This window comes from Corynebacterium silvaticum (genome assembly GCF_004382825.2).
Lineage (GTDB): Bacteria > Actinomycetota > Actinomycetes > Mycobacteriales > Mycobacteriaceae > Corynebacterium > Corynebacterium silvaticum.
Window position 1 is genome coordinate 71,517 of sequence record NZ_SDQO02000003.1, and the last position, 16,384, is coordinate 87,900.

At 54.9% G+C, this 16,384-nt stretch carries 23 protein-coding genes; all 23 read right to left on the minus strand.

Going from position 1 to position 16,384, the window contains the following annotated elements; all coding sequences use genetic code 11:
- Positions 1-4 precede the first annotated feature (4 nt).
- The 23 genes from ET810_RS08385 to ET810_RS08475 all read right to left on the minus strand — a co-directional run bounded on the left by ET810_RS08385 (position 5) and on the right by ET810_RS08475 (position 16,232).
- Positions 5-1,135, minus strand: coding sequence for a hypothetical protein (locus ET810_RS08385; protein WP_087454505.1), 1,131 nt, complete (start codon positions 1,133-1,135; stop codon positions 5-7).
- Positions 1,136-1,172: 37 nt separating this feature from the next.
- Positions 1,173-1,898: a hypothetical protein gene (locus ET810_RS08390; RefSeq protein WP_225870137.1), complete on the minus strand. Its 726-nt coding sequence runs from the start codon at positions 1,896-1,898 to the stop codon at positions 1,173-1,175.
- A 363-nt stretch (positions 1,899-2,261) separates the two neighbouring features.
- Positions 2,262-2,753 carry a hypothetical protein gene (locus ET810_RS08395; protein WP_134316173.1) on the minus strand — a complete coding sequence of 164 codons (492 nt, stop codon included), beginning with the start codon at positions 2,751-2,753 and terminating at the stop codon, positions 2,262-2,264.
- A gap of 96 nt (positions 2,754-2,849) precedes the next feature.
- The gene (locus ET810_RS12050) at positions 2,850-2,999 is read right to left on the minus strand and encodes a hypothetical protein (protein ID WP_166741054.1); all 150 of its coding nucleotides are present in this window, start codon (positions 2,997-2,999) and stop codon (positions 2,850-2,852) included.
- Between the two features lie 12 nt (positions 3,000-3,011).
- Positions 3,012-3,275 carry a hypothetical protein gene (locus ET810_RS08400; protein ID WP_087454507.1) on the minus strand — a complete coding sequence of 88 codons (264 nt, stop codon included), beginning with the start codon at positions 3,273-3,275 and terminating at the stop codon, positions 3,012-3,014.
- Entirely contained in the window at positions 3,268-4,563 is a 1,296-nt protein-coding gene (locus tag ET810_RS08405) for a hypothetical protein (protein ID WP_134316174.1), read from the minus strand. Before ET810_RS08405 ends, ET810_RS08400 begins: the two co-directional genes overlap by 8 nt.
- Before the next feature lie 37 nt (positions 4,564-4,600).
- A complete protein-coding gene (locus ET810_RS12055; protein ID WP_166741053.1) occupies positions 4,601-4,753 on the minus strand; it encodes a hypothetical protein in 153 nt (50 codons plus the stop codon).
- Positions 4,754-4,888: 135 nt separating this feature from the next.
- Positions 4,889-5,608 carry a hypothetical protein gene (locus ET810_RS08410; protein WP_087454509.1) on the minus strand — a complete coding sequence of 240 codons (720 nt, stop codon included), beginning with the start codon at positions 5,606-5,608 and terminating at the stop codon, positions 4,889-4,891.
- Positions 5,609-5,780: 172 nt separating this feature from the next.
- Positions 5,781-6,677 (minus strand): phage tail protein, encoded by an 897-nt coding sequence (locus tag ET810_RS08415; RefSeq protein ID WP_134316175.1) that lies wholly within the window; start codon positions 6,675-6,677, stop codon positions 5,781-5,783.
- A gap of 195 nt (positions 6,678-6,872) precedes the next feature.
- On the minus strand, positions 6,873-8,096 hold the full coding sequence (locus tag ET810_RS08420) for a phage tail tape measure protein (protein WP_134316176.1): 1,224 nt from the start codon (positions 8,094-8,096) through the stop codon (positions 6,873-6,875).
- On the minus strand, positions 8,078-8,482 hold the full coding sequence (locus ET810_RS08425) for a hypothetical protein (protein ID WP_087454513.1): 405 nt from the start codon (positions 8,480-8,482) through the stop codon (positions 8,078-8,080). The genes ET810_RS08420 and ET810_RS08425 overlap by 19 nt, the downstream gene beginning before the upstream one ends.
- Positions 8,483-8,502: 20 nt before the next feature.
- Positions 8,503-8,691 (minus strand): hypothetical protein, encoded by a 189-nt coding sequence (locus ET810_RS08430; protein ID WP_232251731.1) that lies wholly within the window; start codon positions 8,689-8,691, stop codon positions 8,503-8,505.
- Between the two features lie 118 nt (positions 8,692-8,809).
- The gene (locus tag ET810_RS12060) at positions 8,810-9,157 is read right to left on the minus strand and encodes a hypothetical protein (protein ID WP_174775564.1); all 348 of its coding nucleotides are present in this window, start codon (positions 9,155-9,157) and stop codon (positions 8,810-8,812) included.
- Positions 9,158-9,251: 94 nt separating this feature from the next.
- Entirely contained in the window at positions 9,252-10,169 is a 918-nt protein-coding gene (locus ET810_RS08435; protein ID WP_087454514.1) for a hypothetical protein, read from the minus strand.
- 2 nt (positions 10,170-10,171) lie between these two features.
- Complete coding sequence (locus ET810_RS08440) at positions 10,172-10,549, minus strand: hypothetical protein (RefSeq protein ID WP_134316177.1); 378 nt, start codon at positions 10,547-10,549, stop codon at positions 10,172-10,174.
- 5 nt (positions 10,550-10,554) lie between these two features.
- Positions 10,555-10,833: a hypothetical protein gene (locus tag ET810_RS08445; protein ID WP_134316178.1), complete on the minus strand. Its 279-nt coding sequence runs from the start codon at positions 10,831-10,833 to the stop codon at positions 10,555-10,557.
- A 12-nt stretch (positions 10,834-10,845) separates the two neighbouring features.
- A complete protein-coding gene (locus tag ET810_RS08450; protein ID WP_225870139.1) occupies positions 10,846-11,169 on the minus strand; it encodes a hypothetical protein in 324 nt (107 codons plus the stop codon).
- Positions 11,170-11,551: 382 nt separating this feature from the next.
- Positions 11,552-11,680 carry a hypothetical protein gene (locus ET810_RS13055; protein ID WP_259484264.1) on the minus strand — a complete coding sequence of 43 codons (129 nt, stop codon included), beginning with the start codon at positions 11,678-11,680 and terminating at the stop codon, positions 11,552-11,554.
- A gap of 59 nt (positions 11,681-11,739) precedes the next feature.
- Complete coding sequence (locus ET810_RS08455) at positions 11,740-12,048, minus strand: hypothetical protein (RefSeq protein WP_134316179.1); 309 nt, start codon at positions 12,046-12,048, stop codon at positions 11,740-11,742.
- A gap of 12 nt (positions 12,049-12,060) precedes the next feature.
- Entirely contained in the window at positions 12,061-12,981 is a 921-nt protein-coding gene (locus ET810_RS08460) for a phage major capsid protein (protein ID WP_087454518.1), read from the minus strand.
- A 30-nt stretch (positions 12,982-13,011) separates the two neighbouring features.
- On the minus strand, positions 13,012-13,410 hold the full coding sequence (locus tag ET810_RS08465; protein WP_087454519.1) for a hypothetical protein: 399 nt from the start codon (positions 13,408-13,410) through the stop codon (positions 13,012-13,014).
- A 15-nt stretch (positions 13,411-13,425) separates the two neighbouring features.
- A complete protein-coding gene (locus ET810_RS08470; protein WP_134316180.1) occupies positions 13,426-14,742 on the minus strand; it encodes a head maturation protease, ClpP-related in 1,317 nt (438 codons plus the stop codon).
- Positions 14,739-16,232 (minus strand): phage portal protein family protein, encoded by a 1,494-nt coding sequence (locus tag ET810_RS08475; protein ID WP_174775565.1) that lies wholly within the window; start codon positions 16,230-16,232, stop codon positions 14,739-14,741. Before ET810_RS08475 ends, ET810_RS08470 begins: the two co-directional genes overlap by 4 nt.
- Between the last annotated feature and the right edge of the window lie 152 nt (positions 16,233-16,384).

Below are 16,384 nucleotides of genomic sequence, written 5' to 3' on the forward strand. Positions count from 1 at the left end.
CTTTTTATCTCTTTCCTTCGCTAAAAACCGGCAAAACAACAACGGTTGCAGACCTATACGCCTGGTAGGAGCAACCAGCATGCATCTCGTGAACTTGGCCGGCTTGCGTAATCTCCATAGCAGTGATGTCAGTCGCACCGTTCGTCGCAACACAGATCATCAGAATGGACCCCTTCCATCCAGCTTTGGAAATGAAAGCCGCGCCAGAATTTTTTGTGAACGTCGTTCCCCGAAATTCCAGGCTTCCGAATTCATCCCCTGTAGAAAGCTTCCCTGAAGAACTGCCATAAAACCCCGGCTTACCATCATCGATGTGCAAAAACCGTGGGGCACAGGTAAGGGCTATTGAGTTCGCCTCAATCGCGCGTTGCTGGTCGTCATTAGCTTTCGCGTTCGCCTCAATCTGAGCAGATTGCAGCGCGTCAGTTGCGTCTTTTTGCTCACGCCACTTCTCTATCGACAACTCAGCAGTCTTCTGGGCCTCCCCAGCTTTTTCGTCTGCGGCTTCAGCCTTCCCATCAGCAACCCTGGCGTCTGACTTCGCCTCGTGAGCAACACGAGAAACCTGAGACACACGAGAAGACACCTCAGCTACCTTCGCAGCAGCCTCACGACGTTCCTGGGCTAAAACTCCCAAAATCTGCGTGTTCGACGAATTCAAACGCACAGAATCAACAATCGGCTGCCCGCCAGCATGAACGCGCCACCCCCACACCCCATTCTCCGCCACCATGTCGACCGCAGTCACGGGCGCAGGAATACGATGCTGGCACAGCTGCACATCCACGATGGAATCAATATCAAAATTCACACCCGGGACATGTGGCCCTAACCCTATCGCCGTGATATCGGACTCAAAAAACACCTCACCATCAGACCGGGTTTCCGCCGCATCCAAGACCTGTTCTGCATCCGACGAACCACGCACATAATCAACCTCACCATCAGGAGTGACGGCCATCACCTGAGTAATATCGGCCCTCACCCCACGCACATCAAACCTACCCATAGGCATATCAGCGGGCTTATGAACAAAACCCTGCACAAGACGCGGATCATCGGCTTGGGGCAGCTCCCCATCTAAAACCTGGGTATTCCACTTTCCCCACACAAACCCCGCAACCCTGCGCCCCACGGTGCCTCACCGCCATCAGCAACCAACACAACATCACTCATTGCTGCAACACCTCCACAACAATCGACGGCTTCGCCAGATCCAACCCCGCCACAGGCTTATCCCCTGGCAGCCACATATGGGCCTTGACCACACACCCCGACATCTGCGCCGGAGTACTAATCTCGTCCCATAGCGAATTATCCGACGGGCGCAGCAAAAGTCTTTTCGAGGGCTTACCAGTGGAGGTATCGGCCACCACAATCGGATAATCCTCCACCCCGAAAAGCCCATAGGTGGCCTTCAGGCTCTCGCGGATCATTCGGCGGATGACCTGATCGGCTGGACCGTCAAAAGTGAACCCGTCTGCCACGACTGCCATTTTCACAGGCGCATACATGCGAGGCTTTTCATACCTCGCCCCCAGGTCACTATCCTGTAGCGCAAACTCGCCTTTCACCTGCCCGGGGGCTGACCAGCCGGGTAAAAGCATCAACTCGGACAGCATATCCGTGCCCGTGCCATGCACGGTCAAACTATGGGGAAGCCGTGCGTCACACTCGGCTTTCGTGAGCTGTACACGATACACCGCGCGCCACGACTCACGCTCAACCATGACAAACCGCGGCGGCCCCATCACCGGCACCAATCGCAGCCTCTCATCCTGCCTGACCAAACCATCAGCAACAAGCTCATCAACAATCTGGTGGGCCACGCCGCCGATATCCACACGAAACTTTGCTTCAAAAGATTCAGGATTCAGCCGGGTTGTAGGGTCCTTCATCAGCTCATACGGTGGGCACTCGCACACGGGCTCCCCATTTTCATCAAGCAGCCCCACCCACTCCCCACGAGCCTTAATAACGCTTTTACGGCGCTGTGCAAACGCGTCCCAATCCAATTTTTACCCCTTCCACGGATCATAGACACCGATGTTCCACCGCAAAGTGGCGCCATCAGGAAGATGAAAACACCAGATTTCCCACCGGAACTTGCTCTGGAAGAGCCTTACCCCGAACCTTCAGCCACAGGGCACGATCAAGCTCACCCCTCAACGTGGTGACTTTAAGCCCATCAGCCCACGCGAGTGACAAAACCCGCAATTCGAAAGATTCAGGAAGTGTAAAAGTGGCACCGGAGGGGAGTTTTACCTCACCCCCGGCCCCCTCCCATACGATTTGGGGGATACTGGAACATCACCGCTATTCGTCACTGTGACGATATTCGAACCGTGGGACTCAAAAGTATCCGACAGCCAAACACCACCATCACCCACCAACGGAACATCAATCACAATCTCCCCACCCTCAGTAGGATCAGCCACAGGAGTAGACAACGCCCCCGACAACCGAACCGGCAAACTCCACCGACCCAACCTAGGATGCGACACCACCAACACTGATTTCGCCACTGAAGACCACATCCCACGAAACTCAGCCACCAACGCAGCCACATCACACAGCCCCAAAGTCTGTACAAAACACGACAGCGACTCCTCGACCGGCTGAGCAACCGCATCAGTAACAACCTGCCCTGCAACACCAACCGAGGAAGCCGTAGACACCGACGGTGACCCCACTAAACCCGACAACCCGGACTCGGCCAAAACCACCGGCGAAAAAACATCCGTTAAATTCACATGGCGAGCACCAGAGGGCGAAAAGACCTCCACCGAAAAACATCCGGCATAGCCCGAGACAACTCAAACACAAAGAAATCCTTTCACCCTCAAAACCTAGCGACTCCGCAAAGCCGCCCATTGCTGCCCATCAATCCCAGACCGACGATCATTCACCTTGACCTCCAAACCATCAACACGATCCCCAAGCTCACGCAAAAGACGCAAAGCCGGATCATTCCGAGGATAAGAAGAATCCAAAGTCACATTAACCACGGTCTAAGACCCACCATCACGAACCACACGGCCCAAAAGATCACGCTGAGAATTAGCCTCATCAGCTAACTTTTTCAGCACATCAGCCGAATCAGACTGCACCTTCGCAACATCCGCAATCGACTTCCGTGCCCCGGCATCCTTCTCACGCCAATACTCAGCCCAAGACTTTTCAGACCCCTGACGCGATTCCAGCGACTTAATCAGGGTCTCCAATGGCGCTAAATCAAGCTTGTGCAGCGCCTCAGCCTTACCCCGATCAATCAATCTTCGACTTCAACGCCTCACGGTCAGCGGCTAGATCAACCAGCCCGGTATCGAACTTCGCCCGATCAAGCGCACGCGCCGCATCACCAAGAGGCGAAAACCGAATCAATTCCTCAACCCGATCACCACCACCGAAAAATCCAAGAGCACCAGCACTCGCCGTTGCTTTATTGATCTCAGCCAATGACTTCTCATCAAATTTCTTGAATTCCGGCATCTCAGCGAGCTTCCGCATCTCCTCATTAATCTGAGAGATACGGCGGTTCGCCGCCGGGTACCACGTTGCCCACTTAACCGGGTTAATCCAATTCCCGACGCTTGCTTTATCCGCTTCGATCTTCGCTTTCTCAGCCGCAAGCTTCGAATAACGCTCCCCCACAGTCGCCTGTGTGGAATCCAAACCGAACGCAGTCCCCGTCAAAACCACAAGCTTTTGCGACGCAACACCCAAAGACCGCGTCGCATCACGCAAATCAAACACAGCCTTAGTCTGCTCAAAAACCGCATTCAAAGAAGCCACACGAGCCTGCTTCTCAGCAAGCTGCTGCCCAATCAACGCAGCCTGAACCTCCGCATACAGCGCACGGGACTCATCAGACATCTGCTCAAAATCCGCCAGAGCCCCAGCCACATCACGACCAAGCTTCCACCGGAACCGATCAAACGCCAACCCCATATCCGACTGCAACAACAACCGTGCGCGCGCGTCAGCCCGCAACTGAGCCTGATACTTCGCCTGAGCCTGAGCCACAGTCTTTGCAGCCTCAAGCTGAGAGCGCACTCCATCAAGCTGCACAATCCGGAGATTAAGAGCCGCAGCGGCCACCTGGATCTGAGATAAAGCAAACGCAACACGCAACTCCATGACCTGCTCACGCTGCTTTTCCACCATTGTGGAAAACTCGCGCACAGCACCCATCATGGACGCGATAGCATTACTCACCTGCAAGCGGGCCTGGAACACAGCACCCACGATTTTATCCGTGATCTTAACAACCGCGATTGCGACTTCAATCGCCGCCGCTATCTCAGCACGCCCAGCAGCCTTAGCCGCAAGCGTAACAACACCGCGGGCCTTCTCTAGATCACTTTCAGCTTTCATGAGCTGATTCAGCGCTTCCGCCGATGCTTTCGGGTCCTTAGCCTTCAGATGATTTTCGCGGGCCTCATGCAGATTCGACTCAGCTTGACGCACAGCATCCGCAGCATCAACTTGCGCCGCAAAAGCATCCTGCATCGACTCATCCCCGTCGAAAGCACCTTTGAAAAGGCCAGTGAAGCCACCCAAGCCAAGCTTCTCACCAACCCCAAAAACATCTTTGAGGCTAAACCCGCTGGCGAAAGCCCCCAGATTTGAGCTTGCTACCTGCTACCTGCATGGACTCCGCAACCTTCACCAAAGCGTCAGGAAGGCGCTCAAAGGCCACGGTCTGCCCCGGCGATAACACCCGCTCTGGCTTAATCGTTGCCTTAGGCAAAAACCTACGCCATTGGCAACCCCACCGAGATCAAACGCACGATCACGCCAACGCGCGAGCGCCGATTCACGCCCGGCCCGCTTATCCCACTCAGATGCAAGCGACGACGCCGCACCCCAACTAATCTCCTTACCGCTAGTTGTTTTGTAAGCCCACTTGTCGATGTGGACTGCACACCCTCAACCAGCGTGGGGCCAGCAAGAGAACGATGCCAAATATCGGTGTATTGAGGATGATTAGCGGGCGCCGCAGCCCCACCAATCTGGCCATTGCCACGGCCACCACCCATTTCGATATTGACCTTTTTCCCATCACCAAAAGTGATAGTCCCCGACGTGTGCCCACCATAAGGCCCGCCGTTAAAAATCCTATTGAGTAAGTATTAGGCCCGCCCATTCCGCGCCTAAACCCATGCACAGCGGTCCACTGCCCTTGGTTAAGGGTGGCGAATTTACGGCCAGCGACCGGAACCCCAGCAACCAAAGCTGCACCAGCAGACTGAGTGCCAGAGTAATCACCCCAGCTGGAGGCCAATCCACCGCCCCACGCATAGCGGGATCCTTCTAAAGAAGAGGGGCCTTGCTGCCCGCGGATATTCTCGCCTTTGAAGAATCTCAAAAGCTCGCTCGCAGACACTAGCCCACCATCAGCGAACCTCGGCAGCCCCAAATCCCCTACACGTGGGCTGAGGTTTCCGCCGTTGATTGCTCTCAAAAGTGGAAGATTCCGTGAAGTAGCCTCACGATTTACGATGAATTCACCAGGCTCGACCCTGGCTATGGGCACCCCAGCGCGGGTAATCCCCACGATTGGGTCACGGGTGGATCGTGAAACCCCCGGGATATCCGGTAGCACGCCACCACGATTGAACCCGGGTATCTCACCATCATTATGGCGGTGAACGACGTTAATCTGCCGACCCGCAGATTGCGTCGTATCGGAAAAATACTGAAAATACTATTTTTAGCTTCTGACAGCCATCTCTTTACATCTCCAAACTTCCGCTTTATCCCTTCCCACAAGCCGTTCATGATGTTCTTGCCAGCATCAACGAGCCACTCACCGGATTTCGCAAAAATCCCTTGATCTTATCGGGAAGCTCTCTAATCGTGGAGAGGATGCGATCTTTCATCTCTGTGGTTTTTCGCCCCACAGACTCAGCCCCCTCAGACACCTTCGCTTTAACCGATTCAACCATTTCGCGGAAGAAATCTTTGACCGCAGACCCAAAACGCTGAGTCAACCCAACAACGGTGTCCCACGCCACGCTAATACGCTCGCGGGTACCATCAAGCCACTCACCAACTACGGCTTTAATATGCTCAATAGCTTCACCGAAACGATTTTTGATGGATTCCCAACCCGCGGAGAGAATCCCGCCGATCTCATCCCACTTGCCGGTGAAAAGGGCAACGATAACTAGCCAAGCAGTGGCGAAAACATCTTTCACGGCTTCCCAGCCCGTGGTGAATATGGTTTTCACAATCTCAAAGCCAGCCGAGAAACTAGCTTTAAGCTGCTCCCACCACGCAGACGCAATCGCAGTGACCCCATCAAATAAGGCCTTAACACCAGCAACGAAATCACTATTCATGAACGCATCAAAAAGCTCATGGGCACCGGTCACGATGCTATTAAACGCTTCTTTGATCCACTCAGCCCCGCTTTTTACAAGATCAGTGAAACCCTGCCAAACTTTCTGACCAGTCTCGGTTTTTGTGAAGAAACCCCACAACGCTAGCCCAATACCAGTAATCGCAGTAATAGCCCAACCAACAGGACCCATTGCGATCACCCAAGCCGCGGCGATCCGCACAGCGTTAAAAATAGCCTTGCCAGCGGTTTTAGCCCACGCCCAACCAACCTTCCACAAGGCTTTCACATTCGACGCGGATCCTTTAATCGCATCGGCTTTCGCGATCATCCAGGCTTTGCCGTGCTTCCCAGCCCCAATCAAAGCTTTCGCACCCGATTGAACCCACGAAACACCCAGCTCAATAATAAGGGGGGGTAACAAGGGGCGCTACCACAGATGCAAAAATAATAAGCTTTTCCTTATTAGCCTCGATCCATTGCCCAGCCTCCTTAAAAGCCTCCGGCAAAGCCTTCACAGCGGGGACTAGCTTCTCCTTGAAAACGCCTCAGCCACCGGAATAAACTGAATCAAAGCCTCAAGCTTATTCTTAGCGAAATCCTGCACCGCCTGAGCCACAGGCTCCAATGCTTCTTTCGCAGTATCCCGGAACCGCTGCCACTTCTGCCCTGTGGTTTCCAGCTCACCGGCAAGGCCATTAATCGTGTCCTGAGTTACCCCAATATCACCCTGAAGATCATCAATAGACAACGCACCAGTTTTAACAGCCTCAACGAACTTACCGGCGCCCTTCACCCCAAAAAGCTTCTCGGAAAGGGCAATAGCCCCAACCTCATCACCCTTTTTAATAAGATCCCCAACCGCACTAGCAGTCGCGTGAAGCTCCTTCTGAGGATCCTTACCAGCCTTATCCAGCTTACCGACAAGGGCCGCAGATTCACCGATACTAAAACCAAATTGCTTAAGCTGTGGGCCACCCTTAACCACACTCCCCGCAAGGCTATCAATAGACACACCAGTAGCCTGTGACACACGGAAGAGGTCATTCATTGCTTCCGGCATCTGCCCAGCTTCCACACCAAAAGCACTCAACGCAGACGCAGCAGAAGTCACATCAGCATCAAAACCCAAATTCTTCAAATTCTGAAACTGACGGGTCATCTCCTCCAACGGAGCACCAGTAACACCCAACCGGGTATTAAGATCCGCCATTGTGGCGCCAATCTCAGCCAGACCACCCTCCGCGGCAACCGTCCCAGACACATTCCGCAAAGACTGCTTCAAAGCATCAAAAGCCTCACCACTAGCCCCCGTACCAGAGCGGATGATGTTATATGTGGATTCGAATTCCTTCCCCACATCCCACACCGCACCCTTAATCGACGCCACACCAGCAAACGCGGTCGCAGCCCCCAACATGAGCCCCGGCAACCCTTTAAGCTTCTCAGAGACAGCGCCAATAGCATGGCTACCCTTCTCCTTAAACTTCTCCATCCCGCGGCTCATAGACTCCGTGGACTTCGCCGCCGCCTCTTGAGCATCATCCAAACGCCGCGTCGCCGAAAACAAATCCGAACTAACCCCAGTCGCGAACTTCTGATTCTCACCCAGCTTCCGCTCAGAATCCGCAAGCTTATCCGACGCCTTCGACGCCTCCAGACGCGCACGCTCAACCGCCGACTCCTTAGAAGCAACAGCAGCATCCGCACTAGCCCGCGCCTGCTTCAACTTCAGCTCCGCCTGCTCCAACTGCTCAACCGAGGCCTTCCCGAAGCACGCAGCTTCGCTAAAGACTCCTCAGCAGCACGCACCTTCGCGTCACCGCCAGCCCGCGCAGCCTCCAAAGACTTCTCAGCAGCCTCAACCTGCTTCACCTTCACAGCAACATCAGCCTTAGCGTCAGCAATCTTCTTCTGCTGAGCAACAACCGTCTCAGTGGCCTTCTTCTCCAAAGCCTCAAGACGCTTCACCTCAGCCCCAGCAACATCAACGCCAGACTTAAAGCCCTGTGCGATGCCTTGGCCCGCCTTTTTCGTCGCGGCTTCCATCGGGGCCTGCACCTGAGACCGAATGTTCTTCTGAATGCCTCGCAAATCAACCGAAATCGGCAAAGACGCAAAACCTACACCAGACACATCGAATCCCCTTTTTTTTGTTATTCCATACCGAGCGCCCTTGTGCGCATCCGCTCGGCGGCCAAAATTTGTTGCTTTCTCGCCTCGAAATCCGCCTGCTTCTTCTGATCCTCACGCGCAGTCATAAACGGATGAGCCTTCTCAGAGAAAAGATTAAAAATCGTCATCGTGATCAATTCCAGCTTCGTGAACCGCTCCGTGTCGTTCACGTCAGCCCAGAATCGGGAAGAATCACGATCCAACCCATCCACAAGCAGCAAAAGCCGCCGCAGTGTCAGCCGGGATTCCCCACCGTTGGGGAGGAAAAAGTACCGGTAATCCCAGCCTTTATCTGCGAAATCCTGCTCTACAAGGTCTTCGCGCTCGCGGATCAGGCGAAAAAGCCCTAGCCTTCCCCAGCCCGGTGGCCTCTGTGTATGCAGGAATGATGATTTCAGTGAAGTCACGGACTGAAGCACCTACGTTTTCGAGTTTTTGCATCTGGCGTGGCCCGAGGATCAGTGAGAATGCTTTCACGAATTTTTCTTCTTCCCATGCGATTGCGGTAGCGACAGGTGCATCGTCTAAGGATGAAGGCGCGGTGAGTGTAATAGTTTTCCCATTGACCTCAACCTCGAAACTGATGCTTTCTTTGTTGGCTTCTGCTTGCGCGGGGGTTTTCTTAGAGTTAGTCATGGCAGACCTTTCTATTTAGATGTGTGCAAAAAGTTTGTGCAGACCTTTAGGGATGGCCCCACGCCGGTCTGCCATGAGCGTGGGGCCATGAGGATTACCCCTCAGAAACGGTGACCTTCGCACTGTCACCGAGCTTCGCACCATTAGCAGTAACGCTGGCTGCGCCCTTGACCGTGTAGCCAGAGGTTGCGCTAGAACCGGTTACGGTGACGCCAGTGGTGACCTTCAGGATCTCTTCCTGAATCTTCGAAGCAGCAGCGTTGTAATCAATCGCTTCGGTCTGCTTGCCGTTCACCGTCAGCGTGAAGGAGCCGGAAGAAGCAGCCTTATCGAACTTCACTGTGAAGTTCTTAACAGACTCAGCAGCAACCTTCTCGCCGTTAGATTTTTCAGAGAAACGCAGCAGATCAACCTTGCGCGCAGCCTTAGCAGCACTGCCAACCTTGATACGGTCGAAAGCGTCCTTCATCTGACCAATCTTGAAATCGAACTCGATTTCCTTGCCCTCAGGGTCCTCACCATAGCCAATGTTCTGCATGGTGGCGATCGCCGGATAACGAGAAGCAATGATCTCAAGATCGCCCTTCTGATCAGTCACGACCATCGCAACATAAGGCAGAGCGACAGCAGAACCACCGAAAGGAACCTCAGCGCTCTTGACACCGTCGAACTTCTCCTTAGCCTCGGTGGTCTTATCCTCGCGGTCAGGCCACGCGTTCCGGTCAACGGTGGCGTTGCGCTCAATAACAGAGGCCTTAGCGGTCAGCTCACCGGGCTTAACAGTGGTGGAAACCACGCCGTAGCCCCAGCCCTTCTTCTTGGACTTCTCGACCGTCTTCTGAATGTCGATCTTGGTGCCATCGTCCAAAATTCCGATGGTCTCCCACTGCTCATTGAAAGACCCATCAAAACCAATCAGCGGATTCTCGTGAAAAGACACCAAAACCTGACCGTCAATCAGCGGAGAAACGTTTTCTGGGGAGCGCTGAGAAGCGCCCTTCGTTGCAGCCATATCTAGGCCACCTTTCTGTTCAACGCGACGTTAAACGCAGCCGACGCCACAAACCCACCAATGCGGGAATCAGGGCGGGCAATGCGATTAGTCGCAGGCTTAATAGAAAAAGCCCACCCCGTTGAGGTGGGCTTAGTAAGATGCCCGTCAATCATGTCGAGCATCCTGTTAGTGGTTCGCAGGTCACCGCAATGCACTGTGATCCTCACAACCTCACGCGTCCAACCACGCGAGGAATAAGGAACACCATCGGAGACCACAACCACACGAGGGCCATCACGGGGAGTCCACTTAGGCGGCAGCGTGTCGGAGATAATGTCAACGGGGTCAAACACACGACGCAGACGATTAAGCAACAGCTCCGCGGCGTCTCTTTTCATCCACATCAACCGTCACCACCATAAGGGCTGACGGTCAGACCAAGCGCCGAGGCCGCTTTCGTCAGATAACCGTGCTTCGCCTGCAGCAGCATGCCGTGAGGCTCCGCAATGGTCACAAGACCATAGGGGCGACCGTTGTCATTAACACCTGTCTGGGTGAGAACCTCAACATCTTCAGGAATCTCACCAGCAACCTTCTCAGTCACCTCAGCAATCGTCGCAGCATGAGCATTACGCACAGCCTCCATGATCACAGCATCATCAAACTCAATCTTGAAACTCATGCCTCACCCCTCTCAGCGATGACCTGCATGCGGGGGGCGATGAGAAGCAAGCGCAGGGGTTCGCCCCGTCGCCCAATCCCACGGGATATGAATCACGCGATAGGACAGGCCACGGATCACAAGCTCATCGCCCTCATTGATTGGGGTGCCAGCAGCAGCCAGCACCTGCACCTGCACCTGCACCTGCCGAGTGTTTCCCCCGTTAACCCCATCACCTTGATCATCGAACGTTGTTGCCCCCATGGGGAACACATCGGCAAAGAATATCTCCTCAACCACCCCAGCTTGGAACCCATTCACAAACACTGGGTCAGGACGACGAATCACCTGTTCCATACACAGACCACCCTTTCAAACCAGCAGTTGATGATGATCAATCGCCAAGATTTTCCATCAACGACTTTCCGCCAAATCGACCTCACTACTCAAAGGCACCAAGGCCACAGCGGCGCATACAGAGTCAGAAATAATGACGACAGTCTCGCTCGTCGCTCACCTCCGGCCAACGACCAGGCGGCGGGAAATTAAACCGCGAGCTACCCAGCAAACCAAGCAACTCGCATTGAGAATCAGACAAGACAAGACCACCCAGTGCAACGGACTCGACACCGACCGCATCCCACGAGACGCACCAACAAGGATTGCGGATGTCACCATCTCTTTAATGACCCGCTTGACGGTGAACAATCCCCACTCGTCTCCCTCGGTTGGGAAGTCCTTATGGACCACGGGCGAAGTCCGCTCTGACGATCATCTCTGCTTCCTTCAGGAGTCGTGGTGCGAGGAGCTCCTCAAAATCCGAGAGTTCCCTAGGCAGGATCAGATCGTTGATAGTAACGAGTGACATGCGCACCTCCTTATGGAAGAGCAGCGATCAGCTCGTCCTTGCTCTTGTACTGTGATGGGTCAACGCCACGGGCACGGGCGTAAGCGTCCCACGTTGCACGGTTCGCAGCATTCAACGGTCGGACTGGAAGCCTCTGGTTCTGCCTCGCGCTCGTCGTCCGATTCGCTAGCCTCACGCTCCTCGGGTACATGATCTTCAGTGTGAGCCTCTGCTGGTTCGTCGCCCATGGCGCGCTTGGCGATACCGTCTTCTTCAAGCCACGCGATTAGTTCGTCGTCCACGCTCACGCGCTCGCCCTTCTGGCGAAGCACGATACAGTCGGACAGCTGCTGATACCAGCGTGTAACAAGGATGATGACTACTGTCATTACTCGACCTCCTTAGATGCCGGTGATCTTGATTGCAGCCTGTGGGTTGTCCACAGCCAGAACACGCTCACGGAATGCATCCATGCGCCAAGACTGGTTGGAACCGCCGTATCCGTTCTCGCCATGCTCGGAATACAGCGGAGTGATTGTCAGCGGATCCACAACGGATTCAAAACCGACGACACCGGATTGCAGAACATAAATCTCGTTGTCTGGAAGCCATGCGGAGACGAAGACGCGCAGACCAGCGAGCACACCTGGCGTGACACCGGAGTACACAGGGTTATCAACTGGGGAGCTGCCGTTGTAGTAGCGCTGCGCTTCCTCGTTGAACAGGATCAGGTCCAAGGACGCCTCGTTCAAAAGAAGAGTGTCAGGACGATACCCCATGAGCGCATCGTCTCGGTTAGGTGCCTTAGCAGTGCTGATCATGCGCTTAGCGTTGCGGATGTCGCGCAGTGGCTTCGCCGCGGTCTGATCCCACTTGGTTGTTGCACCGAGGGTCTGAATGTCTGCTGCTTTGAATGCTCGCAGAGCACCCTCGACACCATTCTTAACCATCGTGTTCTGCAGAGCAGTGACCTGCAAACCAACCTGATCAATCTTGTTCTTGCGGACCATGTCCCGAGAGATGCGAGCACCGATGGCGGTGCGCTCAGAAACGATCTTCTTGACCTTGCCAAGATTGACGTCAGAAGTAGGGATCTCCGCGAACTCAGCGACGATCTCAGCGTCATCGTTCAAATATGGTGCTGCTGCCTCACGGTAGGCGACGACACCATCGTTAGTGCCACCGTCACGGAAGATAGCCTTGACAAGGTCAGCACCATCAAGGTTCTCGTAGGTGCGCTCCTGCCGCCACGTTGGGTCCTTGATGATGGAGTCAACGGTGATTGCTTCGCCGGAGTACGCGCTATTAAGCAAAGTCGGCATTTTCCCTCCTAGGAAAGTAGTTGAGTTAGGTTAGGCACCGAGTCCAGCTGGGTGAAACAGGGAAACCTTGACGAGGCCGTTCTTCACATCAGAAACGGCGATACCGACACCTACGGTGCCGGACTTTGCGACCTTTCCATCAGCTGCTGCATACACCTTGGTATCAACGGTCAGGTTCTTTTCCGCGGTCTCAATCGGAACGACAACACGGCCCGTGTGAACGCGGACGTGCTTTGGTAGTCCGTGGGTCAGGTCGTTGTCTCGATCACTGGGTGCTGGTGCTGCTGCTTCGGTGACGGCGCCGAATGGAAGCGCGTTGGCTCCGGCGTGCTCGATCTTTCCTTCGACGGACTTGACCAAGCGGAACTTACTGGCCGCCTTGCCTGCTTCGCGGGTGAGGTAGCCGGTTTCAAAAGTTGGGTTAGACATTGCGAAAGTCTCCTTTTAGATAGTTGGGCGCTGGAAGATTCGGCCTCGATCTGCCTGCTGGTTCTTCTCCGAGTGGGCAGCGGACGCACCGATTCCAATTCCGCGTGCTTCATCAGATCCACCTCGACCCTTTTCCACTGTTGGGATTAGACCCGGCGCGAGATGCGCGAAGTACGCCTTCATACCGTCGTAGTCTTCGACGGTTGCGGCTACGAGCTGGTCGTGTTTTACAGCTAGAACCTTGCCGGCTTTGATTGCTGCGGCGACGAGCTCTTCTGCTTCTCGGTGCTTGTTGTCTTCACTGGCTTGGTCGCCGATGGCAGCGCGTCGGAGCAGGTCATCGTAGACGTCCTTGTCAAGGCTGATAACACCGTCTGCTGGTTCTTCAGAGGTTTGTTCTTTCGTCTCCGTGTTTTCAGCTACTGGGCTGCTGACAGACGGAGTGTCTACGGCATCGGCGAGATCCTTGAGCATCTGCTCCACATTCACTTTGGTGAGTGCAGAAAGATCCGGCTCGATCTTCACTGTTGCTGTCCCGACTGGTTCTGGCTGTTCCTCGTTGCTAGCTTGCTCTGCCAGCGCCTCATCGAGGGCTGCTAGAACGGTCGCTTCATCGGATTTACCGTCAACGCCCAATCGCTGGGCAATCGAAGCCAAGAAATCCATATTCTTCTTTCCTCCCCGCCCTCTCTGGGCGTTGTTGATAACGGGGTCTGGTGCGGATCGACGCCCCGAGTATTTGCACTTCGCAAACACCCGAGACTGCACACCAGCGACCACTGGGTCGACTGTCTTCGGTGTTACTGCTGTCACCTCATCGGCTAGGCCGACGTTCACCGCTTCGGAAGCCGAGTACCACGTTTCATCCGTGAGCACCCCGAGCCATTCGTCAGCAGAGATCCCCGACTTTGCTGCATAGATTCGCGCGTAATTCACTGCAACCTGATCCAATCGATCCGCAGCTTTTCGCAGATCCGTGGAATCGCCGTCTGTGAATACCCACGGGCTGTGGATCATGAGCTCTGCTGATTCAGCCATCGATAGGCGTTCCGCGCCGCCTATCGCGATGACTGTGGCCGCCGATGCGCAAACCCCGTCTACAACTGCGTGGATAGTGGCTGGGTGTTCACGAAGAATGTTCATGATTGCCAGGCCCTCGAGTGTGTCACCGCCGTAGGAGTGGATGCGCAGTGTGATGGACGAGGCGTTGGCCTCGTCGAGGAGGCTACGGATATTCGCGGCGGTGAAGCCATCCCAACCTCCGATATCTCCATACAAAATAACCTCGAAGTGGGATTCTCCGAGGTTCTTGATTTCTAGCTTCTTTCTCATGCTTCTCCTTCTTTCACCGTCACTGGCAAAAGCCCGGTATGTTTGATCGGATCAAGCCCGACGGCTTCAAGCGCAGCTGCCGGATCAAAGCCGGATCTGATCAGCGTTCCGGCTGCGGAAGTGAGCTTTTGCAGATCATCAGAGCTATGTTGCTGCTGTTGCATTACCCCCCCCATCGTCTGAGCGTCTGGTGTCGTATTAGCTGGTTCTACTGGGGTGGATGACAGTGTGACCCCGAGTTCCTGTTCTAATTGACGGCGCTCCGCCTTCTTCTCCAACGCCTCCTTAAACGGCGTCAACGGAGGGAGCTCACCACGACGACGCACGTACTCTTCCAGAGTCCCGTCGCCGGTGACCAGACCGGCGTTCTTCAACGCCACAAGATCCTGCGGGCTGTAGCCAGTCTTGGATCCGATCGTGTCGAACGCGATACGCGGGAACGAGCCGACGCCCTCACCCGTGTACTTTTCGACCATGTCGACAACCAAATACTTATTTGCAATCGTCGCGATGTATTCGGCGATTGACTGCAGCGACTGGATGAACATCGACATCTGAACATCAGCCAAGGCATACGATCCGCCCTTGCCTTCGAGGTTCAGCGCATGGGCCAACGCCGTACGGGCGATCTGCGCATCGTGGTACTCGATCGCTGCACGCGGAGAGACCAGCTGCCCAGACACGCCTTGGATCGTCAGCTTCGACCCGCGCTTAATCGACGCACCCGCTTGTGCGCCACTGCGCAGCCCCTCGACGAGATCCTGACCACGGTCAATATCCTGCTGATCCGTCTCCGAGTACGACTCAAATACTGGAACTCCCATGCCGTTACGCTCAAGCACCAGACGCTCAAGCTTCAAAAACTCATCTTTAAGCTTCCAATACTTATACGCGGGCCGGAACATCGACGTCCCCAAGCCGTCTTTCTGCTCTTCGCCGTAGATGAAAAACAACAGCCTTGAGACTTCAAGCTCGACCCTGTCCAAGCGCTTACCGCTCGCATCGACGGCTGCGCGTTGCACGATCGACTCGATGCCACCGTCGAGAGCGATATTGATCTTCTCGATAGTGTCAGGAAGACGCGGGGCAAGCTTTACCAGACGCTGTGGTCCGCGTATCTCATCCGAGTACACCTTCTCGAAGTACGCATGGCCATAGCGCAGATACTTCAAAATCCACGGAAGCGTCTCCTGCCACGACACCCTGCCCACGGACTGCGCCAGCGGATCAGCACCAGAATCACCTTTAACCGGAAGATTCAAATCCTCCGCGATCATCTGCACGATCTCATCAGAAGCGCCGTTCGGCTCGATGTACCAAGGCGTTCGGAGAATAGGCAAAGTTACCGCCCGCTCCACAGATTTAGCCTGTGAATCCTCACGCAGCATCTTCGAGAACTCGCGCACCGACTGAGGCCACTTCAACGCCCAATTATCCTCCGCCAGCGGGGACAAACGACGAGCCTGCGCATGCCCTAGCTCTCCAGCCATACGGCCACCTCCTCACCATGCCTAGAATGCAAACGATTCATGACTGGACTTCACCACCCGCATCTTCACCCCACTGCTGTCCGGTGCGACAGCCTTCGGTAGCGGCGCGTATTCATGGACACCCCACATAGCGAAGTCCAACGCCACCAGCG